Source organism: Kosakonia sp. LAM2021 (assembly GCF_016620385.1).
Lineage (GTDB): Bacteria > Pseudomonadota > Gammaproteobacteria > Enterobacterales > Enterobacteriaceae > Kosakonia > Kosakonia sacchari.
Map to the genome: position 1 here is coordinate 205,404 of NZ_JAENHT010000008.1, position 23,644 is coordinate 229,047.

At 53.8% G+C, this 23,644-nt stretch carries 22 protein-coding genes; 6 read left to right on the plus strand and 16 right to left on the minus strand.

The annotated features are described in order from the left end of the window. Positions 1-16: 16 nt before the first annotated feature. Positions 17-1,957, minus strand: a complete 1,941-nt coding sequence (gene sltY, locus JKP81_RS17470) for a murein transglycosylase (RefSeq protein WP_200552714.1) — start codon at positions 1,955-1,957, stop codon at positions 17-19. 214 nt (positions 1,958-2,171) lie between these two features. Between sltY and ettA the strand changes: the two genes are divergently transcribed. After that, positions 2,172-3,839 (plus strand): energy-dependent translational throttle protein EttA, encoded by a 1,668-nt coding sequence (gene ettA, locus JKP81_RS17475; protein ID WP_017457851.1) that lies wholly within the window; start codon positions 2,172-2,174, stop codon positions 3,837-3,839. Positions 3,840-4,164: 325 nt separating this feature from the next. Then, positions 4,165-4,659, plus strand: a complete 495-nt coding sequence (locus tag JKP81_RS17480) for a hypothetical protein (RefSeq protein WP_200552715.1) — start codon at positions 4,165-4,167, stop codon at positions 4,657-4,659. A 47-nt stretch (positions 4,660-4,706) separates the two neighbouring features. Here the strand turns inward: JKP81_RS17480 and nadR are convergent, their stop codons facing one another. The 3 genes from nadR to serB are packed head-to-tail and all read right to left on the minus strand — an operon-like array spanning position 4,707 to position 8,326. Then, positions 4,707-5,933 (minus strand): multifunctional transcriptional regulator/nicotinamide-nucleotide adenylyltransferase/ribosylnicotinamide kinase NadR, encoded by a 1,227-nt coding sequence (gene nadR / locus JKP81_RS17485; protein ID WP_200552716.1) that lies wholly within the window; start codon positions 5,931-5,933, stop codon positions 4,707-4,709. 30 nt (positions 5,934-5,963) lie between these two features. Beyond that, entirely contained in the window at positions 5,964-7,346 is a 1,383-nt protein-coding gene (gene radA, locus JKP81_RS17490; RefSeq protein WP_200552717.1) for a DNA repair protein RadA, read from the minus strand. Positions 7,347-7,354: 8 nt separating this feature from the next. After that, positions 7,355-8,326, minus strand: coding sequence for a phosphoserine phosphatase (gene serB / locus JKP81_RS17495; protein ID WP_200552718.1), 972 nt, complete (start codon positions 8,324-8,326; stop codon positions 7,355-7,357). 118 nt (positions 8,327-8,444) lie between these two features. Here serB and JKP81_RS17500 point away from each other — a divergent pair, with 118 nt between their 5' ends. Together JKP81_RS17500 and lplA are read left to right on the plus strand one after the other, a co-directional pair. Continuing rightward, the gene (locus JKP81_RS17500; protein ID WP_017457846.1) at positions 8,445-9,089 is read left to right on the plus strand and encodes a YtjB family periplasmic protein; all 645 of its coding nucleotides are present in this window, start codon (positions 8,445-8,447) and stop codon (positions 9,087-9,089) included. 49 nt (positions 9,090-9,138) lie between these two features. Further along, positions 9,139-10,155 (plus strand): lipoate--protein ligase LplA, encoded by a 1,017-nt coding sequence (gene lplA / locus JKP81_RS17505; protein ID WP_086870396.1) that lies wholly within the window; start codon positions 9,139-9,141, stop codon positions 10,153-10,155. A 90-nt stretch (positions 10,156-10,245) separates the two neighbouring features. Here the strand turns inward: lplA and deoD are convergent, their stop codons facing one another. The 4 genes from deoD to deoC form a co-directional block, all read right to left on the minus strand. Continuing rightward, positions 10,246-10,965 (minus strand): purine-nucleoside phosphorylase, encoded by a 720-nt coding sequence (deoD, locus tag JKP81_RS17510; protein WP_017457844.1) that lies wholly within the window; start codon positions 10,963-10,965, stop codon positions 10,246-10,248. Positions 10,966-11,028: 63 nt separating this feature from the next. After that, positions 11,029-12,252, minus strand: a complete 1,224-nt coding sequence (deoB, locus tag JKP81_RS17515) for a phosphopentomutase (protein ID WP_017457843.1) — start codon at positions 12,250-12,252, stop codon at positions 11,029-11,031. A gap of 51 nt (positions 12,253-12,303) precedes the next feature. Continuing rightward, entirely contained in the window at positions 12,304-13,626 is a 1,323-nt protein-coding gene (deoA, locus tag JKP81_RS17520; protein ID WP_200552719.1) for a thymidine phosphorylase, read from the minus strand. Positions 13,627-13,699: 73 nt separating this feature from the next. Further along, positions 13,700-14,479, minus strand: a complete 780-nt coding sequence (deoC, locus tag JKP81_RS17525; protein WP_065369345.1) for a deoxyribose-phosphate aldolase — start codon at positions 14,477-14,479, stop codon at positions 13,700-13,702. Between the two features lie 254 nt (positions 14,480-14,733). Between deoC and JKP81_RS17530 the strand changes: the two genes are divergently transcribed. Both JKP81_RS17530 and JKP81_RS17535 read left to right on the plus strand, forming a co-directional pair. Beyond that, positions 14,734-16,284 (plus strand): YjjI family glycine radical enzyme, encoded by a 1,551-nt coding sequence (locus JKP81_RS17530; RefSeq protein ID WP_200552738.1) that lies wholly within the window; start codon positions 14,734-14,736, stop codon positions 16,282-16,284. After that, on the plus strand, positions 16,256-17,119 hold the full coding sequence (locus JKP81_RS17535; protein WP_200552720.1) for a YjjW family glycine radical enzyme activase: 864 nt from the start codon (positions 16,256-16,258) through the stop codon (positions 17,117-17,119). Before JKP81_RS17530 ends, JKP81_RS17535 begins: the two co-directional genes overlap by 29 nt. Here the strand turns inward: JKP81_RS17535 and JKP81_RS17540 are convergent. From JKP81_RS17540 to JKP81_RS17575, 8 genes are all read right to left on the minus strand, one after another. After that, complete coding sequence (locus JKP81_RS17540; RefSeq protein WP_200552721.1) at positions 17,108-17,890, minus strand: TatD family hydrolase; 783 nt, start codon at positions 17,888-17,890, stop codon at positions 17,108-17,110. The genes JKP81_RS17535 and JKP81_RS17540 overlap by 12 nt on opposite strands. After that, positions 17,887-18,957 (minus strand): patatin family protein, encoded by a 1,071-nt coding sequence (locus JKP81_RS17545; protein ID WP_200552722.1) that lies wholly within the window; start codon positions 18,955-18,957, stop codon positions 17,887-17,889. Before JKP81_RS17545 ends, JKP81_RS17540 begins: the two co-directional genes overlap by 4 nt. Before the next feature lie 120 nt (positions 18,958-19,077). Next, the gene (locus tag JKP81_RS17550; protein ID WP_007373037.1) at positions 19,078-19,239 is read right to left on the minus strand and encodes a DUF1328 domain-containing protein; all 162 of its coding nucleotides are present in this window, start codon (positions 19,237-19,239) and stop codon (positions 19,078-19,080) included. A 130-nt stretch (positions 19,240-19,369) separates the two neighbouring features. Then, a complete protein-coding gene (gene osmY / locus JKP81_RS17555; RefSeq protein ID WP_200552723.1) occupies positions 19,370-19,987 on the minus strand; it encodes a molecular chaperone OsmY in 618 nt (205 codons plus the stop codon). A gap of 384 nt (positions 19,988-20,371) precedes the next feature. Then, positions 20,372-21,961 carry a peptide chain release factor 3 gene (prfC, locus tag JKP81_RS17560; protein ID WP_200552724.1) on the minus strand — a complete coding sequence of 530 codons (1,590 nt, stop codon included), beginning with the start codon at positions 21,959-21,961 and terminating at the stop codon, positions 20,372-20,374. Between the two features lie 91 nt (positions 21,962-22,052). Continuing rightward, the gene (yjjG, locus tag JKP81_RS17565; protein ID WP_200552725.1) at positions 22,053-22,730 is read right to left on the minus strand and encodes a pyrimidine 5'-nucleotidase; all 678 of its coding nucleotides are present in this window, start codon (positions 22,728-22,730) and stop codon (positions 22,053-22,055) included. 12 nt (positions 22,731-22,742) lie between these two features. Beyond that, on the minus strand, positions 22,743-23,183 hold the full coding sequence (rimI, locus tag JKP81_RS17570; RefSeq protein ID WP_200552726.1) for a ribosomal protein S18-alanine N-acetyltransferase: 441 nt from the start codon (positions 23,181-23,183) through the stop codon (positions 22,743-22,745). Further along, entirely contained in the window at positions 23,152-23,565 is a 414-nt protein-coding gene (locus JKP81_RS17575; protein WP_200552727.1) for a DNA polymerase III subunit psi, read from the minus strand. The genes rimI and JKP81_RS17575 overlap by 32 nt, the downstream gene beginning before the upstream one ends. Between the last annotated feature and the right edge of the window lie 79 nt (positions 23,566-23,644).

A 23,644-nucleotide genomic window follows, 5' to 3' on the forward strand; every position in this document is an offset into this window, starting at 1 on the left:
GCATAAACCACGGAAATCAATAACGGCGCTGCCATTCAGCATCATTAAAGACAACCGGCTTATCTCCGTTCAGGAAATAGCGGTAATAAGCATCATAAGCCAGAACGTTTTTCACATAGCTTCGCGTTTCTGAGAACGGGATACTCTCAATAAACGCCACCGCATCCAGTTTGCCGCCGCTATTGTTCAGCCAGCTGCGCACCCTTCCCGGCCCGGCGTTATAAGCCGCCGATGAGAAAATGCGGTTATTGCCAAACTGCTGATAAACATACTGCAGATAACTGGTGCCGATGTTGATATTCGTTTCCGGATCAAAGAGTTGGCCGGAGTTGCTGTAGCCGGGAATGTTAAACATCTTCACCGTGTGCGTGGCGGTACCCGGCATAATCTGCATTAAACCTGCCGCGCCAACCGGGGAGCGCGCCGTTGGGTTCCAGGCACTCTCCTGGCGAGATATCGCCATCGCGTAGCTTTGCGAAATCCCTTTGCCACTGGTGTAGCGGGCATAAAGATCGCTATACGCCAGCGGGAAACGCTCTTCAAGTTGATCCCACAACTTGCCGGCAATCGTGGCCTGCACACTAAGATCCCACCAGTGTTGATTAAAAGCATAACGCGCCAGCTGCGCCTGCTCTTGCTGGGTTCGGCTGGTCACCAGATTCGCCCACTCACTACGCGCTGTGTTATCCAGCCCCCAGTACATCAGCTCACGAACGCGCGCCATTTCTGCGCCCTGCGTTAGCGTTGCGGAGACATTTCCCTGCGCTTTGTCTATCTGCATCGAGTAATCTTCACCCAGCCGCTGCGCAGCGGCCATCGGGTAAAAACCACGCTGCTTCATCAGGGCGTGGAGGATCTCTTTGGCTTCATCCTCGCGTCCACGCTCCAGCAACAAATCCGCCTGCCAGTAGCGCCACTCGTCTTTCTCTTTTGCGTCCATCGGCAAACGCGAAAGCCAGGTATTCAGCCCACGACGATCGCCGTTGCCAATCGCCATACGCACCCGGCGCTCCAGTAAAGAGACTGATTGCGAGCGCATGATCGCATCATCACGCCAGCGCGCCTGATCGCTGGTGACGTCATTGCCCATCAACCGCCATGCGACAATATCGCGCAGCGTCTGGGTTTGCTCCTCATTCAACTGCTGCGCCTGCACCAGCGACGGGATCATCAGGCGGGCGTTTTCCACATCCTGACGCGCAACGCTTTCAAACGCTTCCGCCGCCATCTGACGGGTAAAATCCGTTGCGCCGGTGGTGGTAGCAAAGGACATTACGCTCAATGGATTATTGGCAAGATTGATGATAGCCGCCGAAATGGTTTGATAATCAGGCGGCATCTGCCCGGCCAGCAGCGTGACCAGTTTGGTATTTCCCGCTTTCATCGCCAGGCGAATACGCTCCAGAAACGCCAGCGGATCCTGTTTCCCGGAAGCGCGCCATGCGCCAAACAGCTGATCGCACGCGTTAGGCTGGCTTTTACCGCTTAACCACAGCTCTTTGGCGCCTGCCCAGGCTTCGTCTGCCTGGCCGGTATTCCACTTCGCGAAGTAGTAGTTACATTGCGCTTCGGTAGCAGCGGGTTTCTCCGGGCTGAATGCCAGCAACCCGCGCCAGTCTTGCCGCCGGGCCAGCTCATTAACAAAGCGAGATTTCAGCGTGCGCGCCGCCGGCAAGGTCGGGTTGGCCTGCACAAAGTTGGTCACCGTAATCGCGGGTTGATTCATCAGATCGTCGGTGATCTGACGATATTGCAGGTATGGGTAAAGCGGATACGTTTGTAGTGTGGGTAGCAGTTGCTGCACCACGTCCATCTGTTTGTTGTCCCACGCGGTTTTTATCTGCGCGTAACGGTTACGTTGTTCATCCAGTGAATCTGCTCGCGCCACATTGCTGAGGGACAGCAAACAAACGCAGGCCGCCGCGAATCGCCAGGCGGCATGTTTAGCTCTCTGCACAGCTCTTTCCTCTTATCTGTCACGTTTTTGCAGCGTCATGCCGCGTAATGCGTTAATGCTAACCGGGCAACTCGTAACGCGCCACGTTGCGCACACTTTTTTACCTTTCTGGCGTGATTTAACACACCCGTCGCGGTTGGCTGGGATTAAGCCGCGAAAACGGCTACACTCCGCTGTTGAATACCACTCTCATTACAAAGAGGCGAAGTCCAACGTGGCTCAATTCGTATATACCATGCATCGTGTCGGCAAAGTTGTCCCGCCGAAACGTCATATTCTGAAAAATATCTCGCTAAGCTTCTTCCCGGGCGCAAAAATCGGCGTACTGGGTCTTAACGGTGCCGGTAAGTCTACCCTGCTGCGCATCATGGCCGGCATCGATACAGACATCGAAGGTGAAGCCCGCCCGCAGCCTGGCATTAAGATCGGTTACCTGCCGCAGGAACCGCAGTTGAACCCGGAACAAACCGTTCGTGAATCGGTTGAAGAAGCGGTTGCTGAAGTGGTTAGCGCCCTGAAAGGCCTGGACGAAGTCTATGCCAAATACGCTGAACCGGATGCTGACTTCGACAAACTGGCTGCGCAGCAAGGTAAATTTGAAGAGATTATCCAGGCGCATGACGGTCATAACCTGAATGTGCAACTGGAACGCGCCGCCGATGCGCTGCGCCTGCCGGACTGGGATGCAAAGATTGCCAACCTTTCCGGTGGTGAACGCCGCCGCGTCGCGCTGTGCCGTCTGCTGCTGGAAAAGCCAGATATGCTGCTGCTCGACGAACCGACCAACCACCTGGACGCCGAGTCCGTTGCCTGGCTGGAACGCTTCCTGCACGACTTTGAAGGCACCGTAGTGGCGATTACCCACGACCGTTACTTCCTCGATAACGTCGCCGGTTGGATCCTCGAACTTGACCGTGGCGAAGGTATTCCATGGGAAGGCAACTACTCTTCCTGGCTGGAGCAGAAAGATCAGCGCCTGGCACAGGAAGCTTCTCAGGAAGCGGCTCGTCGTAAATCCATTGAGAAAGAGCTGGAGTGGGTGCGTCAGGGCGCGAAAGGCCGTCAATCTAAGGGCAAAGCCCGTCTGGCACGCTTTGAAGAACTCAACAGCACTGAATACCAGAAACGTAACGAAACCAACGAACTGTTTATTCCACCAGGACCTCGCCTGGGCGATAAAGTGGTTGAAGTCAGCAACCTCAGCAAGTCCTACGGCGATCGCCAACTGATTGATGGCCTGTCGTTCTCCGTGCCGAAAGGCGCGATTGTCGGCATTATCGGCCCGAACGGCGCGGGTAAATCCACGCTGTTCCGCATGATGTCCGGCCAGGAGCAGCCAGATGGCGGCACCATTACGCTGGGTGAAACCGTCAAACTGGCCTCGGTTGATCAGTTCCGCGACGCAATGGATAACAGCAAAACCGTGTGGGAAGAAGTTTCCGGTGGGCTGGACATTATGCGTATCGGTAACACCGAAATGCCGAGCCGCGCGTACGTTGGCCGCTTCAACTTTAAGGGCACCGACCAGGGTAAACGCGTGGGCGAATTGTCCGGCGGTGAGCGCGGTCGTCTGCACCTGGCAAAACTGTTACAGGTTGGCGGCAACATGTTGCTGCTTGATGAACCGACCAACGACCTGGATATCGAGACCCTGCGTGCGCTGGAAAACGCCCTGCTTGAATTCCCGGGCTGCGCGATGGTTATCTCGCACGACCGTTGGTTCCTTGACCGTATCGCCACTCACATTCTGGATTACCAGGACGAAGGCAAAGTGGAGTTCTTCGAAGGCAACTTCACCGAATACGAAGAGTATAAGAAACGCACGCTGGGCGCAGATGCGCTGGAGCCGAAGCGTATTAAGTACAAACGTATCGCCAAATAAGCCGACACAAAAGCGAATGGGGAAACCCATTCGCTTCATGCCCAAATGCTCAGTGAATTCCTCTGCAATAAGCACATAAATAAGTTTTTTTGTTTTCATACTATCTTCGCCGCGATCCAGAGACAGATGCATTCATTGCAGAAATAATCTAAAACTAAAATTCCGAATAAAACTCACACCACAGAATAAACATCCAGAAATCTCATTTTCATAGACCAATGCTTTTAGCAATCGCCTTTTTGTCCCTGGATTGCTTAACGCAAAGACCAGACGCTAACATGATACTCATTACCTCAGTTAATAAATGAACGTATGGTTATAATTAATGCATATCATTACGGAAGATGTTTTTCTTAAAAACGGATTACAGACATTTATTAAGCAAAAAGAAATAATACTGGATAATAACGACGTTATTTTAGATTTTGATAATAACTTTATTATTATCACAACATTATCGACGCTAAACAGAATAATAAAAAATGACAATGCATTTGAATGTTATTTATTACATTCATTTTTAAAAATCAAGAAAGACACGAAATTAGCAGAAATATTTAGCACGTTAAAATATAAATCGTGGCGAAATAAGCAAGGCCAGGAAATTCAAATCACGCTAACACGAAAAGAGAGAATGCTGCTTAGCCATATCATTAGTTCAGGCCAGAAGAAAAGTATGTTAATTCACAGCGGGTTGGATATCAAAACGGTTAGTACACACAAATATAATATGTTGAGAAAGGTGAATCAGCCGTCAATCGCCGCGCTGACGCAGGTCCATAACCGCTGGGAAAATTTTCGTAATCAACCGGCAAATTAACCGAAATACAGGCCGTGGAAGATACCAGACCGGCCTGTTATTCAGGCCTACGGCCCCATTAACTGTTTAACCAGTTCGACGCACTGTAAAAATCGCGAGTCATAATCTGCGGCTTCAACGCGCACGTAGTCGATATTATTTTCCCGCAGCATTGATACCAGCAAATCCTGAAATTCCTTACGATCGACAGAACTGCCAAGACTTCTCAGTCCATCATTCACCCAAGGCGTGTTATTTTCCAGCAGGATCACCAGATCAAAACGATATTCATCAATCAACGCCTGAACGAAAGGATGCTCGCGTCCTTCATATTTTTTGCAGAACGCCTGCGTGGTAACAAAATCCGTATCGATAAACGCCACTTTATTGGCGTATTTCACGGCAAAATCGATGTACTGCGCATGTCCGAGGGCAATTTTGTCATAATCAGAATATTGCAGCGCGATTTCGTCACCGCCAAGATGCGAAAAGACGTAATCGCGGCCATATTCCCATGCGCTGGTAGTATTGAAAATATTGGCAAGTTTATTAACCAGCGTCGACTTACCACTGGATTCTCCCCCCAGAATCGCCACCGTGCGCACAAAAAAGGGCTTCACCTCCGTCGGAATATAATCCCAGTAACGGAACGGGTTCTCGCGGATTTGCGAACCGCTGATATTCATAAAGGTGCGCTTTGGATCGACCAGCACCGCTTCAATTCCCAGATGTTGCCGATACTGCGGCGCATCGGCCTCTTCGGAGGTGTAAATCCAGTTTGGCGTGATGCCTTTTTCGGTCATAAACGCTTTGATGCCTTTACTCCAGACATCCCAACCGTGCGGATACGGTTCCATGCCCTCTTCGTTAAAGGCATGAATACGAATATTTTTTTGGTACTTAAAAGTCTGCAGCAGCCAACGCAAACGGTCACTCACCGTCGGCTGTTGGGACATCGCGCTGTCTTCGAACAGCTCACGATCGCGCGTTTCGTCATAACCAAGGATGATATGCAGCTCATCCACCTGGCTACAGGCGCGCTGGATCAAGTAGATATGGCCGGTGTGCAGCGGGTAAAACTTGCCGAAAACCACGCCAATGCTTTTCTGCCGACGGGGAAACTCAAGATCGAGAAAGCGGTGCAGCGCCTCCAGTTTTTGCGCACTGGGGCTCTTGATTTTGGCATTCAGCAGCTGGCTCAAATAGCCTTTGGTCATACCGCTGGCATCGGCTACCTGCTGTAACGTGCAACCTTTCTGGCGAATCGCGGTTTTTAAGTAGTCGAATGACGACATTGTTGCCTCCTGCAAAAAAACATTAGCCAATTATAAGTCGTCAAAGACGTTTAGCGCATCCGCGAGCTTCTTCACGCCAAAGATTTGCATCCCTTCTGGCACTTTTTTCGGCACATTCGCTGCCGGGACGATAGCGCGGCGGAAACCATGCTTCGCGGCCTCTGAAATGCGCTCCTGGCCACTGGGCACCGGGCGAATTTCCCCCGCCAGCCCGACTTCGCCAAACACCACTAAATCCTGCGGTAACGGCCGGTCGCGCAGGCTGGAGACCATTGCCAGCAATAGCGCCAAATCGGCGCTGGTTTCGGTCACTTTGACCCCGCCAACCACGTTGACGAACACGTCCTGATCCGCCATCTGCAAGCCGCCGTGGCGATGCAGCACAGCCAGTAAAATTGCCAGACGGTTTTGCTCCAGCCCCACCGCCACACGGCGCGGGTTAGACATCATTGAGTGATCGACCAGCGCCTGAATTTCGACTAACAACGGACGCGTCCCTTCCCATACCACCATCACCGAACTGCCGGAGGTCACTTCATCGCCGCGGCTTAAGAAAATCGCCGACGGATTGCTGACTTCACGCAGCCCCTGCTCGGTCATGGCGAACACGCCGAGTTCGTTGACCGCTCCGAAACGGTTTTTATGGCTGCGCAAGGTGCGAAAACGCGAATCCGCATCGCCATCAAGCAACACCGAGCAGTCAATACAGTGTTCGAGCACCTTCGGTCCGGCCAGCGAGCCGTCTTTGGTGACGTGGCCGACCATCACAATCGCCACGCCGCGCGTTTTCGCAAAACGTGTCAGATAAGCCGCCGTTTCACGCACCTGCGCCACGCTGCCGGGTGACGACTGAATATCAGCCATGTGCATCACCTGAATCGAGTCGATCACCATCAGCTTCGGCTGCTCCTCTTCGGCGATCATACAGATTTGCTCGATGCTGGTTTCCGACAGCATATTGAGGTTGCCAGTCGGCAGCCCGAGACGATGCGCGCGCATCGCCACCTGCTGCAATGACTCTTCGCCGGTGACATACAACGTTTTCATCTGCTCGGCGAGCTTACACAACGTCTGCAACAACAACGTGGATTTCCCCGCACCGGGGTTGCCGCCAATCAGAATCGCGCTACCGGGCACGACACCGCCGCCGAGCACGCGATCAAACTCTTTAAAACCGGTGGAAAAACGCGGCAGCTCTTCGAGACTGATATCCGCCAGCTTCTGCACTTTTGATACGCCAGCGCTACCCGCATAACCGGAAAGACGCTCATTACGCGCCACGGAGGGCGAAGCGGCAACGCGCACTTCCGTAATGGTGTTCCATGCGTGACAGGCACTGCACTGCCCCTGCCAGCGCGGATAATCCGCACCGCATTCATTACAGACAAACGCGCGTTTAGGAGCTTTCGCCACAATAACCTCTACTTCTTATTAATACTGCCGGAAAGAATACAAAATACGCCCATCAGATCGGCGTGGCGAATGGTGACTTCCGCCTTCTCATTCACTTTGGGTTTGGCATGAAACGCGATGCCGAGCCCGGCGGCTTTGATCATCGGTAAATCGTTCGCGCCGTCGCCAATCGCTACCGTTTGCTCTGGAATAATTTCATATTTTTCAGCCAGCTGCTTCAGCGTGTTGGCTTTGAATTGCGCATCCACGATATCGCCCAATACATGGCCGGTGAATTTACCGTCCATGATCTCAAGTTCGTTGGCGACTGCCGCCGTCAAATGCAGCTTATCGCGCAAGTAATCGGCAAAGAAAGTAAAGCCGCCCGAGGCGATAGCCACTTTCCAGCCTAATGTTTCCAGCTTCAACACCAGTTGCACCAGCCCCGGCATTAGCGGCAGTTTTTCCCGCACTTGCAGCAGAATATTGGCGTCAGCGCCTTTCAGCGTCGCCACGCGGCTGCGCAGGCTGGCGGCAAAATCGAGTTCGCCGCGCATCGCCCGTTCGGTCACTTCCGCCACCATTTCGCCGGTGCCGGCAAGTTTAGCGATCTCATCAATACATTCGATTTGAATGGCGGTGGAGTCCATATCCATCACCAGCAGGCCTGGCGAGCGCAGATGCGGAATTTTCCCCAGCGGGGCGACGTCCATACCTTCGTCGTGCGCCAGGCGCGTCGCGCGCGGCGTCAACGAGCCCGCCAGGCGAAGAACCTGATAATCGTCAACGCTCCACGCGGCAACAATCACCATTGCCGCACCCAATTTGCGCTGATAGGTCGTCAGACGTTGCTTATCCAGATTACGCGCATACAGCAGCCAGCCACTGCGACCAGCGTGATAGTCCAGAGGCATTACCTCATCACCACTTAAAGAGAGCGGCAATCCCGGCCACTGAGAAACATCATCGGGCAGATCGCACCAGGTCAAACTGTTAGGCATTAAAGCTCCTGTAAAAACGTTCGCGCCAGAAAGCATCGGAGGGGAAAATAACGCATGAGGCTACCTTGTAACCAGCGCTTCTGGCAACATTAAGCCTCAAATTTTCAACAGGTGGAATATGGCTCGCGCAAAACTTAAATTTCGGCTGCATCGCGCCGTAATCGTCCTCATCTGTCTGGCACTGCTGGTCGCGCTGATGCAGGGCGCGTCCTGGTTCAGCCAAAACCATCAGCGCCAGCGCAATCCGCAGTTTGAAGAGCTGGCGAGAACGCTGGCACGCCAGGTGACGCTGAATCTCACGCCGCTGATGCGCACCGAAACCCCGGACGAAAAACGGATCAACGTCGTGCTGCGCCAGCTTACCGAAGAGAGCCGCATCCTGGATGCCGGGGTGTACGATGCGCAAGGCGATTTGATTGCGCGCTCCGGTGAAAGTATTGATGTGCGCGACCGGCTGGCGCTGGACGGCAAAAAAGCAGGCGGCTATTTCAACCAGCAAATTGTTGAGCCAATTCAGGGAAAGAGCGGCCCGCTGGGCTACCTGCGCCTTACGCTGGATACGCACACGCTGGCGACAGAAGCCAGGCAGGTGGATAACACCACCAATATTCTGCGCCTGATGTTGCTGCTATCGCTGGCCATTGGCGTCGTGCTGACGCGCACCCTGTTGCAGGGCAAACGCACGCGCTGGCAGCAGTCGCCGTTTTTGCTGACGGCCAACAAATCCGTACCGGAAGAAGAAGAGCAGCAAAAGAAAGAGTAGCTCTGACCGCTACCGGTAAAAATTACAGGTTACAGAAAGGAAATCTGCTATGTCGACGCTTCGTCTGCTTATCTCTGACTCGTACGATCCCTGGTTCAACCTGGCGGTGGAAGAGTGCATTTTCCGCCAGATGCCCGCCACGCAACGCGTACTGTTCTTATGGCGCAACGCGGATACGGTGGTCATTGGGCGGGCGCAAAACCCGTGGAAAGAGTGCAATACCCGCCGCATGGAAGAAGATAACGTGCGGCTGGCAAGGCGCAGTAGCGGCGGCGGCGCGGTGTTTCACGACCTCGGCAATACTTGTTTCACCTTTATGGCGGGAAAGCCGGAGTACGACAAAACCATCTCCACGGCGATTGTACTTAATGCCCTGAATTCACTAGGCGTTACCGCAGAAGCCTCCGGGCGCAACGACCTGGTGGTGAAAACGGCGGAAGGCGATCGCAAAGTGTCTGGTTCCGCCTACCGGGAAACCAAAGATCGCGGCTTCCACCACGGCACGTTGTTGCTGAATGCCGACCTCAGCCGTCTGGCCAATTACCTCAATCCGGACAAGAAAAAGCTGCAAGCCAAAGGCATTACGTCGGTGCGCGGGCGCGTGGCGAACCTTGTGGATTTGCTGCCGGGCATTACCCATCAGCAAATCTGTGAAGCGATCACCGAAGCCTTCTTCGCTCACTATGGCGAGCGGGTCACGGCGGAAGTTATCTCGCCAGATAAAACCCCGGACTTACCCAATTTCGCCGAAACCTTTGCCCGCCAGAGTAGCTGGGAGTGGAACTTCGGCCAGGCACCGGCATTCAGTCATCTCCTTGATGAGCGCTTTACCTGGGGCGGCGTGGAGCTACATTTTGACGTGGAAAAAGGCCACATCACCCGCACGCAGGTGTTTACCGACAGTCTGAACCCCGCGCCGTTAGAAGCGCTGGCCGCACGTTTGCAGGGCTGCCTCTACCGTGCAGATATGCTGGCACAAGAGTGTGATGCGCTATTAGTCGATTTTCCGGAACAGGAACAAGAGCTTCGCGAACTTTCCGCATGGATTGCCAGCGCGGTGCGGTGAATAGATCAAAGTGATCAATGCAGCTATCTGATTGAGTTGATCAAGTTGATTGAAAATAAAGGGCAGAGAACCTGCCCTTAGAAAAGATACTTACGCTTTATCGCCCAGCAGGACAGATTCCAGCGCAATTTTGATCATGTCGTTGAACGTGGTCTGACGCTCAGCGGAAGTGGTCTGCTCGTGCGTACGAATATGGTCGGAAACGGTGCAGATGGTCAGCGCTTTCGCACCGAACTCCGCCGCTACGCCGTAAATGCCCGCCGCTTCCATTTCCACGCCCAGGATACCGTATTTTTCCATCACGTCGAACATTTCACCGTCCGGGGAGTAGAACAGATCGGCGGAGAACAGGTTGCCCACGCGCGCGTCTACGCCCAGCGCTTTTGCCGCATCAACCGCGTTACGCACCATGTCGAAATCCGCAATCGCCGCGAAATCGTGGTCTTTGAAACGCATACGGTTCACTTTGGAATCGGTGCAGGCACCCATGCCAATAACGATATCACGCAGTTGCACGTCCATACGTACCGCGCCGCAGGAACCGACACGGATGATTTTTTTCACGCCGAAATCAGTGATCAACTCTTTGGTGTAGATGGAGCAGGACGGGATACCCATGCCGTGGCCCATAACAGAAATTTTGCGGCCTTTATAAGTGCCGGTGTAACCCAGCATGCCGCGCACATTGTTTACTTCGCGGTAGTCTTCGAGGAAAGTTTCCGCAATATGTTTTGCACGCAGCGGGTCGCCCGGCATCAACACTACGTCAGCGAAATCGCCCATTTCTGCATTAATATGTGGGGTAGCCATCGTCAATTCCTTTATGTCGTTGTCGTTGAAACAGAAAGGGCGGGAAGCTCCCGCCCAAAATCATCAGAACATGGCCTTGCCATATTCCATATCAGAAACGCCGAAGTACCTGGCAATAGTCTGACCAATATCCGCAAAGGTGTCACGGTGACCCAGCGAGCCCGGTTTCACTTTCGGGCCGTAGACCAGCACCGGAATGTGCTCGCGGGTGTGGTCAGTGCCTTTCCAGGTCGGATCGCAGCCGTGATCGGCGGTAAGGATCAGGATGTCGTCTTCGCCAACCAATTCCATCAACTCTGGCAAACGGCGATCGAACAGCTCCAGACCACCTGCATAACCGGCCACATCGCGACGATGACCCCATGATGAGTCAAAATCGACGAAGTTGGTAAAGACGATTGTCTTATCACCGGCTTCTTTCATCTCTTTGATGGTGGCGTCAAACAGCGCATCCAGGCCGGTGGCTTTCACTTTTTTGGTGATGCCGCAGTTGGCATAGATATCGGCGATTTTACCGACCGAAACCACGTGGCCATCTTTCTCTTCGACCAGTTTTTGCAGCACGGTGGCTGACGGAGGTTCGACGGCCAGGTCATGGCGGTTACCGGTACGCTGGAAGTTACCAGCTTTGTCGCCAACAAACGGGCGCGCAATCACGCGGCCAATGTTATAGCCGCCTTCGGTCAGCTCTTCACGCGCGATTTCGCACAGCTCATACAGCTTGTCCAGACCAAAGGTCTCTTCGTGGCAGGCAATCTGGAACACCGAGTCGGCAGAGGTGTAGAAAATCGGCTTACCGGTTTTCATGTGCTCTTCGCCGAGCTGGTCAAGGATCACCGTACCGGAAGAGTGGCAATTGCCAAGATAACCCGGCAGGTTGGCGCGTTTCACCAGCTTATCCAGCAGTTCCTGCGGGAAGCTATTCTCGGTGTCACTAAAGTAACCCCAGTCAAACAGCACCGGCACCCCGGCGATTTCCCAGTGGCCTGACGGCGTATCTTTCCCGGAAGAGAGTTCATGCGCCCATGCGTAAGCACCGGTGATTTCCGCGTTGGCGTCCATCCCGGCAGGAATAAAACCGGTTGCGCCTTCGTGCGCCTTCGCCAGACCCAGACGGGTCAGATTGGGTAAATTCAGCGGGCCTTTGCGCCCGGTGTCGGCTTCACCTTTCGCGCAAACTTCAGCGATGTGACCGAGGGTATCGGAACCCACGTCGCCAAAGCGCTCCGCGTCTTCGGTCGCGCCGATGCCGAAAGAGTCCAGCACCATAATAAATGCACGTTTCATATGTTCTCCGTACCTTGTGCTTTGTAAAAAAGCGATCAGATCAGTATACCGCTATTCAGTAATGCGGCGATAGACCGTCGGTGTCTCTTTTGGTGCGCTGTCGCCCATCGAAATAGCCGCTTTCACCGCCTGCGCAGCCTCTTGCCAGCTGGCTTCGTCTTTGGCGTGGATAACCGCCAGCGGACGCTGACCATCAACGCGTTCGCCCAGACGCACCATCTCGGTAAAGCCCACACTGTAATCAATAGTGTCCGACGCCTGGCGACGACCGCCGCCCATCGACACCACCGCCATGCCCAGCGCGCGCGTATCCATCGCCGTGATAAACCCTTCATCGTCGGCATATACCGCTTTGCTGAGCGTCGCGGTAGGCAGGTATTTCGCGTAGTTTTCTACGAAATCGCGCGGCCCTTTTTGCGCCGCAACCATACGACCAAAGACCTCGGCCGCTTTACCGTTATCCAGCACCGCTTGCAGCTTCGCCCGCGCGTCGGCGTCATCTTTCGCCAGTTTGCCGGAGATCAGCATCTCCACGCACAGCGCCATGGTGACTTCAAACAAGCGCGGATTGCGGTATTCACCGGTCAGGAACTGCACCGCTTCACGCACTTCCACCGCGTTGCCCGCACTGGAAGCCAGCACCTGATTCATATCGGTCAGCAGCGCGGTAGTCCGCACGCCAGCGCCGTTGGCAACACCAACAATCGCTTCCGCCAGTTGTTCAGAGAGGGCGTAAGTCGGCATAAATGCGCCGCTACCCACTTTGACGTCCATCACCAGCGCATCGAGGCCTTCCGCCAGTTTTTTGGCGAGGATAGAAGCGGTGATTAACGGAATAGAGTCCACTGTCGCGGTGATATCGCGGGTGGCATAGAAACGTTTATCTGCCGGCGCCAGCGAATTGGTCTGGCCGATAATCGCCACACCGACATCCTTAATAATCTCGCGAAAACGGTTATCTTCCGGGAAGATATCAAACCCCGGGATCGCTTCCAGTTTGTCGAGCGTGCCGCCAGTATGACCAAGGCCGCGCCCGGAAATCATCGGAATGTAGCCGCCGCAGGCCGCCACCATCGGGCCGAGCATCAATGAGGTAACATCGCCCACGCCGCCGGTTGAGTGTTTATCCACCACCGGGCCGTTAAGATCGAGCGGTTTCCAGTCCAGAACGGTGCCTGAATCCCGCATCGCCATAGTTAGCGAAACGCGCTCCGGCATCGTCATATCGTGGAAGAAAATGGTCATTGCCAGAGCAGCAATCTGCCCTTCAGAGACGGTGTTATCGCGTATTCCGTTGATAAAGAAACGGATTTCTTCATCACTCAGCGCGAGACCATCGCGTTTTTTTCGAATAATTTCTTGAGCGAGAAACAAGGTAACCCCCTGAGGAATAAAGCCGGAAAATCCATTGAGGCCGGGTAACAATACGCTACCCGGCAATGACAAATTAATAGCTGCTTGCGCTCTTACCGTCGCCGTGACCCAACGCTTTCAGCAGGCTTGCCAGCAGGCTGGAGGCGCCAAAACGGTAGTGACGGGCATCGGCCCAATCGGCACCAAACAGGTCGTCGGCAATAGCGAGATACTGCTGCGCATCTTCCGCGCTACGTACGCCACCTGCCGGTTTAAAACCAACGGTTTTCTCAACACCCATATCGCGAATCACTTCCAGCATGATGCGCGCGCTTTCCGGGGTCGCGTTTACCGGCACTTTACCGGTCGACGTTTTAATGAAATCTGCACCGGCTTTGATGGCGATTTCAGACGCTTTACGGATCAGCGCTTCTGTTTTCAGCTCACCGGTTTCGATGATCACTTTCAGCAGCACGTTCGCCGCCGCGCAAGCCTCTTTACAGGCTTTCACCAGTTCAAAACCCACCTGCTCGTTACCGGCGATCAGCGCGCGGTACGGGAACACCACATCAACTTCATCCGCGCCGTAAGCAATGGCAGCGCGCGTTTCGGCCAGCGCGATGTCGATATCGTCGTTACCATGCGGGAAGTTGGTCACTGTTGCGATACGCACATCCGGCGTACCTTGCGCGTTCAGGGTTTTGCGCGCAATCGGGATAAAACGCGGGTAGATACAGATGGCGGCGGTGTTGCCCACCGGGGTTTTTGCCTGATGACACAGGGCGATGACTTTCTCGTTGGTGTCATCATCATTCAGGGTGGTCAGGTCCATCAGTTTCAACGCACGCAGGCTGCTTGCCGTTAAATCACTCATATTCTCTCCGACGGCGTAATGCCGGTTTTCTGTTCGGGTTTGTTAGTATTTTAACATCAACCCATATTCACACTTCGACACCCATCACAGTTAATGAAAACCAAATGCACGTTTGCAAAACCATAATGGGACATTGATCAAACTTTTAAATTCACATCAGTAATGATTGCGCTGACAGGGGACGGGATCAAAAGTGACAAACAACAGGCTCCGTACACTCAACGCCATCACTTAAGGAAAGAAGAGGAACGATGATGTCCCCGTCTGTTGATCCTTCATTGCTGTCACACTGCCAGCAAATTGTTACCAGCCCAACGCTCACACCGGAACAAAAGCGCCACTTCCTGGCGCTGGAAGCGGAAAACGCCCTGCCCTATCCGGCGTTGCCACAAGCGGCACGCGCAGCACTTGATGAGGGTGCCATTTGCGATATGTTTGAGGGGCACGCCCCCTACAAACCGCGTTATGTACTGCCGGATTACGCCAAGTTTCTTGCTAACGGTTCCGCCTGGCTGGAGCTGGAAGGGGCAAAAGATCTTGATGATGCTCTCTCGTTGCTGACGATCCTCTACCACCATGTTCCATCAGTGACATCAATGCCTGTCTATCTCGGCCAGCTTGATGCCCTGCTACAACCATATGTTAGAATTCTAACACAACAGGAGATCGATATCCGCATAAAACGTTTCTGGCGCTACCTCGACAGAACGCTGCCAGACGCCTTTATGCATGCCAATATTGGCCCATTCGATACCCCCATCACGCGTGCCATTTTGCGTGCGGATGCAGAACTCAAGCAGGTCGCGCCAAACTTAACCTTTATCTATGACCCGGATATTACGCCAGACGACCTGCTACTGGAGGTGGCGCGTAATATTTGCGAGTGCAGCAAACCACACATCGCCAACGGTCCGGTGCATGATAATATTTTCACAAAAGGCGGCTACGGCATTGTGAGTTGCTATAACTCTCTGCCGCTGGGCGGTGGCGGCAGTACGCTGGTACGCCTCAATCTGAAAGTGATCGCTGAACGCAGCGCGTCGCTGGAGGACTTTTTCACCCATCAGTTACCGCACTATTGCCAGCAGCAAATAGCAATTATCGATGCCCGCTGCGATTTTCTGTATCAACAATCCGGTTTCTTTGAGCATAGCTTCCGGGTGCAGGAAGGGCTGATTTCTGCTGACCGTTTTGTGCCCATGTTTGGTATGTATGGGCTGGCAGAAGCGGTCAATACGCTGTGCGAAAAAGCCGGTATTGCCGGGCGCTACGGCAATGATGAGCAGGCCAACGCGCTCGGTTACCGCATCAGTGAACAACTGGCGAGCTTTGTGGCAAACACGCCGGTAAAACACGGCTGGCGACAGCGCGCCATGCTCCATGCGCAATCGGGCATCAGCTCCGACACCGATACCACGCCAGGCGCGCGGATACCTTATGGCGATGAACCGGATCCGATTACCCATCTGCTCACCGTCGCACCGCATCACGCGTGGTATCAAGCCGGGATCAGCGATATTTTGACCCTCGAGGAAACGGTGAAACGCAACCCACAAGCGGTTGCCCAGCTCTGCCTTGGCGCGTTTAAAGCCGGCATGCGCGAGTTCACCGCTAACGTAGCCGGTAACGATCTGGTTCGCGTCACCGGTTATATGGTGCGCCTGTCAGATCTCAAGAAATTCCGCACCGAAGGCTCACGCATCAATACCACCTGGCTGGGTGAAGAGGCGGTGCGTAACACGCATATTCTGGAACGACAACCCCGCGTGGTCAGCCATGAACAGCAGATGCGCTTTCGTCAGTAAAATCCTCCCGTTCTCTTGCGTGGACGGGCCAGGCAGCCGACTGGCCCTGTTTTTACAGGGCTGCAATATGCGCTGTAAAAATTGCCATAACCCGTGGACTATCGGGCGCTGCAACCACTGCGGCGACTGTGTAGCGGGTTGCCCACAACACGCGCTCTCCTTCAATGGAGGGCAAGTGCAATGGAACGCAACGCGTTGCGAACAGTGCGACACTTGCCTGCGCATGTGCCCGCAGCACGCCACGCCGATGGCGCAGAGTATGACGGTTGAACAGGTTGTGGCGCAGATCCGCAAAGTGGCGCTATTTATTGAAGGCATCACTGTCAGCGGCGGCGAAGCAACGCTACAACTACCGTTTCTGCATGCGCTGTTCTGTGCATTGCGCCATGACGCGCAACTGCGCCATTTGAATTGTCTGGTGGACAGTAACGGCCTGCTCAGTGAAACCGGCTGGCGTAAGCTGTTGCCGGTCTGCGACGGCGCAATGATCGATCTCAAAGCCTGGGACAATACGCGGCACCGTTTTCTCACCGGACGGGATAATGAGCAGGTGAAAGCCAGTCTGCGGCTACTGGCAGCAGAGAAGAAATTAGCGGAACTGCGCCTGCTGGTGATCCCGGAACAGAGCGATTATCTGGTGCATATCGATGCGCTGACCGCTTTTATTTATCAACTCGGCGAGGTGCCAGTGCGCCTAAACGCTTTTCATGCCCATGGCGTGTATGGAGAGGCGCAGACATGGCGCAGCGCCACGCCAGAAGATGTGGAACCGCTGGCGCAGGCACTACAGGATCGGGGCGTGAAAACTGTGCTGCGCCCGGCGCTATATCTGTAGCGCAAAGAGCCGCTGCGTATTTTCCAGCAGCGCGTGTGCAATGACATCCGGCGTTTCGCAGCGTAACTCGCATAATATGTCGAACACTTGCGCAGCCCGCTCAGGCCGATTGGGCTGGCCCTGAAAACCATTGAGTGGCATGTCCGGCGCATCCGTTTCCAGCAGCAATGCAGAAAGCGGTAACTGCGCCATTACGTCACGGGTTTTACTGGCGCGCGGGTAGGTAATGGTGCCGCCCACGCCGATGCAATAACCCAGCTCAACAAAGCGCTGCGCTTGTTGCAGGCTACCGGCGAAACCATGCACCACACCACGGCGAGGTAAATCATGTTTTTTTAAATGCATCGCCAGTTTGTCATGCGTGCGGCGTGAATGGAGGATCACCGGCAGATCAAAGCGTTTTGCCAATTTTAGTTGTGCGTCTAACACCTGCTGTTGGCGCTCAAACTGCGGCTCGTCGCGATAAAGATCAAGGCCAATTTCCCCTATCGCCACCACTTTCTCGGGTTTCGCCGCAAGCATCTGCTCAAGCTGTTGCAGGCTTTCCTCACTGTGTTCTTCAATCACTATCGGGTGTAGCCCGAGCGCGGCGTACAGCGCGGTATGCTGGCGTGCTAAGTGGCAAACGCGATCAAAATAACGGGCAGCGATCGCCGGAACAATAATGCGCTCCACGCCGGCGTCACCCGCACGGGCGATACTCGCTGCTTCATCGCCGGCAAATGGCGGGAAATCGAAATGACAGTGGGTATCGGTAAAGCGGAAACTCACGCCGTATCCTCTTTATTGATGGGTAAATCGTTGGCCTGCACGACGCTGACCAGCGGCGTATCCAGCGCGTCGTTGGCCACCGCAGCCGGAGGAACAACACGCGTCGCAGGCGCGATAATCGGCGAATGGCGCACCAGCGGCGGGGTTTCCGCCAGTAATTTGCCCACCGTCGCCAGGAAGTAGCGCCCGCACAAACGCCCGATTTTATAATCCTCGCGTAGCGCCGGTAAACGGCTGCCCAGCGCCATACTGTTCAGCAACTTAGGTGGATAAATTTCAAAAATACGCAGTTTACCCGGCGGTGCTTCGATAAAGCGTTGGATCGCCAGGTAACTTTTCTCATGGTGCTGTACCAGATTGATTAAGGATTGAAGGCTGCTCTCTCCCAGCCAGCGTTCCATTCGTTTGAACCACTGGGGCGTGTAGTACATTTGTGACGGTACGGTACGGATCACCACAATCGTGTTCGCACCGCGTTTTGCCGCCTCCTGCACCGGAATGGCATCACTGACACCGCCGTCGAGATAATTAATGCCATCAAGCATCACGCCCGGACGATAAAAACCGGGGATTGCGCTGGAAGCACGAATCAAATCGAGCCATGTCTGGTGAGTAGGAGAAAAATAGGCTGCGGAGTAATCATCCTGCCGACAGGCGCACATATAAAACGCTTTACCCGCGTCGAAAGCCCGCGCGGCGTAGTCCATTGCCAGCGGCATCTGACTTGAGGTTGATTCTACCAGCCAGTCGAGATCGATAAGGTTGCCACCGCGCACAAAACGCACCGGATTGAAAAATTCCCGCGACGTGGTGTAGCGCATTATCACTTTACGTGCGTAGCCTGGTTGATTGCAGACATAAGCGGAAAGGTTTTGCGCACCGGCAGAGCTGCCGAAATAGAGATCGAAAGGATTAAATTCCGCACGCATAAATTCGTCCAGAACCCCGGCGGTAAAAATGCCGCGCTGTCCACCGCCCTCGCATACGAGTGCAAGCCGACCCGGACGAAAGGGTTTTAACGCCAGCGGCGCGATGTTGCCGAGCGTAACGGGAATATGCTGGCCCACTCTGCTTTCCTTATTGATGCGCTGAATATCTCAAAGTAGCGCACTTTTCCCGCAGCCGAAACAGCAAAGCCAGTCACAAGGACTGGCTTTAATGTAACCGAAATTTAAGCGTGTAATACGCTATGGACGCCGACGACCCATAAACAGGCTGACGAGGAACAGGATAATACCGACGATAAAGACAATTTTCGCGGCTCCTGCTGCCGTACCCGCAAGACCACCAAAGCCCAGTGCGGCGGCAATTAACGCGATAACCAGAAATATAATGCCCCAACGAAACATAAAACTCTCCTTTACCATAGTTAATTTCAACCGCTTAAGGTGAGCGCTCAGGATGCCCACCGGCGATGTTTTTCCTGGTACGTGCTTGTCATACCCGGTTTGCACCGGGTAGTGACGTTTTCAGGATTAGTTACTTCACTTTGAGATCGTTCTTCACGCTTTTAACGCCGTCGATTGCTTTGGCGATACTTTCAGCGCGTTCACTTTGTGCTTGTGAATCTACGGTACCGGACAACTGCACCACGCCATCGGTGGTTTCAACCTTCACCTTACGGGAAGGGACAACATCGTCGGCCAGCAGTTTTGCTTTGATTTCACTGGTTGTTGCGGTATCACCCGCATAACCTTTCATGGTCTTGTTTTTGCCGTCACGCACGTGCAGCTTATCGCTCACAGAAGCCACGCCTTCAATGCCTTTCGCGACGGAGACGGCTTTTTCTGCCTGCGCCTGGCTTTCAACAAAGCCGCTCAGCGTGACCACTTTTTTGTCCGTTTTCACGGAGATATCAGTGCTTTTAATGTCTTCATGATCCACCAGCGCCGCTTTGACTTTCGCGGTGATGGTGCTGTCATCCATGAAACCACCGACTTTATTCATTGAGCTATCAATTGATTCCCCTGCACTGGAAGCAGCATTTTGCGCTTTGTCGGTGGTAGTCTCCGCAGCGAATGCGGAACCACTTGCCAGAACAGAGCCCAGCATTACGGCCAGCAGAGTTTTGGAAATAGTCAGTTTTTTCATAGTCATCGATGTTCTTCCTGTTGGTTTGCCCACTATTTGGGCCACAAGCAGCAACGCGTGCCGCTCTACTGCTGTGGTGAAAACCACCCAATTCAGCAACTAATGGCGCGTTTACAATCCCGTCGCACATCGCGCTAAAGCAGTTGTTAATATTCCTTTGTGAAGAAACGAGTGGATAAAAGACTCTACTTCACGCATTGAACAGGACTTTTACCCACCCGATTTGTCATCACTTTGTTAAATATAGATCACAATCGACAAAAATCATGGCCGAGTGGGTGAAAAACGAACAAATGGAGGCGAAATGACGGGTTTTAAGAACAATCCGCAAGGGGCTAATTAGACAGGAGAAGTGACAGAGCACGGCGTAAACCGTGCTCTGCAGAAGGATTAATGCTCGCGAGTTTTGTGGAAAGTGACTTCCGGATAGCGTTCCTGCGTCAGATTCAGGTTTACCATCGTTGGGGCGATGTAGGTCAGGTTATCACCGCCATCGAGCGCCAGCTGCATTTCGTTCTTACGTTTGAATTCCTCGAATTTCTTCACGTCAGTACTTTCAACCCAGCGTGCTGTCGCCACGTTCACAGACTCATACACTGCTTCCACGTTGTATTCGCTCTTCAGACGGGAAACCACCACGTCAAACTGCAGCACACCCACCGCGCCGACAATCAGATCGTTGTTAGCGATGGGGCGGAACACCTGAACTGCGCCCTCTTCTGAAAGCTGAACCAGACCTTTGAGGAGCTGTTTTTGCTTCAGCGGGTCACGCAGACGGATTCGGCGGAACAGCTCCGGTGCGAAGTTCGGAATACCGGTGAACTTCATCATCTCGCCCTGAGTGAAGGTGTCACCAATCTGGATCGTACCGTGGTTATGCAGACCAATAATGTCACCCGGATAGGCTTCTTCTACATGAGAGCGGTCGCCAGCCATAAAGGTCAGCGCGTCAGAGATAACCACATCTTTGCCGGTGCGCACCTGGCGCAACTTCATGCCCTTTTCATAACGACCAGAAACCACGCGCATAAACGCCACGCGGTCGCGGTGTTTCGGGTCCATGTTGGCCTGAATTTTAAAGACAAAGCCGGTGAATTTATCATCGTCTGCTTTCACTTCACGGGTGTCTGTTTTCCGCGGCATCGGCGCAGGCGCCCATTCCACCAGACCATCCAGCATATGATCAACACCAAAGTTACCTAGCGCGGTACCAAAAAAGACCGGTGTGATTTCGCCACTCAGGAACAGCTCTTTATCGAACTCGTTCGATGCGCCCTGCACCAGCTCAAGCTCATCGCGCAGCTGTTGTGCCAGGTCTTCACCCACGGCGTTATCCAGATCCGGGTTGTTCAGACCTTTAACGATGCGCACTTCCTGGATGGTGTGGCCCTGCCCTGTTTGGTACAGGTAGGTTTCATCTTTATAAAGGTGATAAACGCCCTTGAACAACTTACCGCAGCCAATCGGCCAGGTAATCGGCGCGCAGGCGATCTTCAGCTCGTTTTCCACTTCATCCAGCAGTTCCATCGGATCGCGGATGTCACGGTCAAGTTTGTTCATAAAAGTCAGGATCGGCGTATCGCGCAGACGAGTAACTTCCATCAGCTTACGGGTCCGATCTTCAACCCCTTTTGCCGCATCGATAACCATCAGGCAGCAGTCCACCGCCGTCAGAGTGCGGTAGGTATCTTCGGAGAAGTCTTCGTGCCCCGGAGTATCCAGCAGATTGACCAGGCTGGTTTTATACGGGAACTGCATCACGGAGGTGGTAATAGAGATACCACGCTGCTTTTCCATCTCCATCCAGTCGGATTTTGCATGCTGGCTGGAGCCGCGACCTTTTACCGTACCGGCGGTTTGAATCGCCTGTCCGAACAGCAGCACCTTTTCAGTGATGGTGGTTTTACCGGCATCGGGGTGCGAGATGATAGCGAACGTGCGGCGCTTTGCTACCTCTTGTAAATAAGGAGACAACGTCATAATGAAATCTTCTGTGTAATTGCGCGGCCTGAGGCCTCGCGATGAAATACGAAAAATGCGGCTATTGTACTCAACGGCGGAGTGCAGACAATCAATGTTTACACAGGAGTTGCTCCAGTTCGTTCAAGGACGTGACGGTCCAGGTCGGGTTGATGGCTTCAGGCAGCGCGCGGTCGTGCGCATTCAGCCAGCAGGTCGAAAGCCCGGCGTTAATACCGCCAAGAATGTCGGATTCAGCCGTATCGCCAACCATCAGCACGCGCGCACGATCCGGGTTACCCGCTTTTTGCAGCGCGTAATCAAAAATCTTCGCATCGGGCTTCGCCACGCCGACTTCTTCGGAAATCACTAATAAATCAAAATAGTCGCGAAGACCGGTACGTTCCAGACGAATTTGCTGCAAGGCGGTGAAACCGTTAGTGATGATGCCGAGTTTCGCCTGGCCTTTGAGGCTGTTCAGTAATGATACAGCGCCGGGCAGCGGCGCGCAGATTTCGGCCATCGCATTCAGAAATGCGTCGTTAAGCGAACCGGCGGGAACGTTCAGGCGTTCAGACCAGCTCTGAAAACGCTGGGTCTGCAACTGCAACGCGCTGATGGCACCGTTCTGGTAATCCACCCACAGCGGTTTGTTAACCGATTGATATTCTGCAAAATCCTGATCAGTGAATGTCACGCTATAGTCAAGAAACATCCGTTGTAAGCCACCAAACGCATCAAAGGTAAACAGCGTTTCGTCAGCATCAAAGAGTATCCAGTCCCATTTCATTACATCACCTTTTTAAATTGCTAAAGCCATCACTATCGCGTCTTCACGCCCATTGGCAGTGGGGTAATAGTTACGGCGAATGGTCGCTTCGTTAAAACCTAAACTTTCGTACAGTGCAATCGCGCCAACATTAGAGGCGCGGACTTCCAGCCACAGCGTCAGCACATCGCGCACTTCCAGTTCATGAATCAGATGTTCCAGCAACTGGCGCCCTAGCCCTTTACGCTGCCAGGCCGGATCAACGGCGATGTTAAACAGCGTGGCTTCGTCGAGCACCACCTGGGTAATGGCAAATGCGGCCATTTCATTTCCGACCATCAACCGATAGTTGAGATAGCGTTCTCCCTGATTGCTGGCCAGCGTTTTTTCGCTCCAGGGGAAGGCATGCGCCTGTGTTTCTATTTGATATGCGCGGGCTAAATCAGCCGTGCTGAGGGAAGAAATCGTGTTCATGTTCGCAGATTTGTTGCCATAACGCGGCGCGAGCCGCAGGGTTTGTGCGTAGCTCATCGACCGTCGGCGTCGCGACCTGAGCGCCCGTCAGCGCCTGCTGTGCTTCAACACCCAACCACCAGCTGTTGCATTGGCTTTCGGGCGGTAACATGGCGACGCGATCGGGCGTTAACTGGAGAACTTGATCTTCCGTCACGGTTAGCGCGCGCAGCACGTCGCTGACCAATGGATCGCTCAGCGTCGGCAATGTTGGTGAAACCATCACCAACCGGATATGCGCAGGCAGCGAAATAGCAATTTCACCCTGCAGCGCCGCCGGGCGTCGCAAGACCCACTGGGTAATGCCCAGTTGCTGTAATTGCCAGTCGCGTCGGGAAGTCATCGTGAAACACTCCTGTATCAGGCGCGCAAATATAACAAACTCGACGAAATTGCGCCATCAACACGCAGCCTGTAAAGAG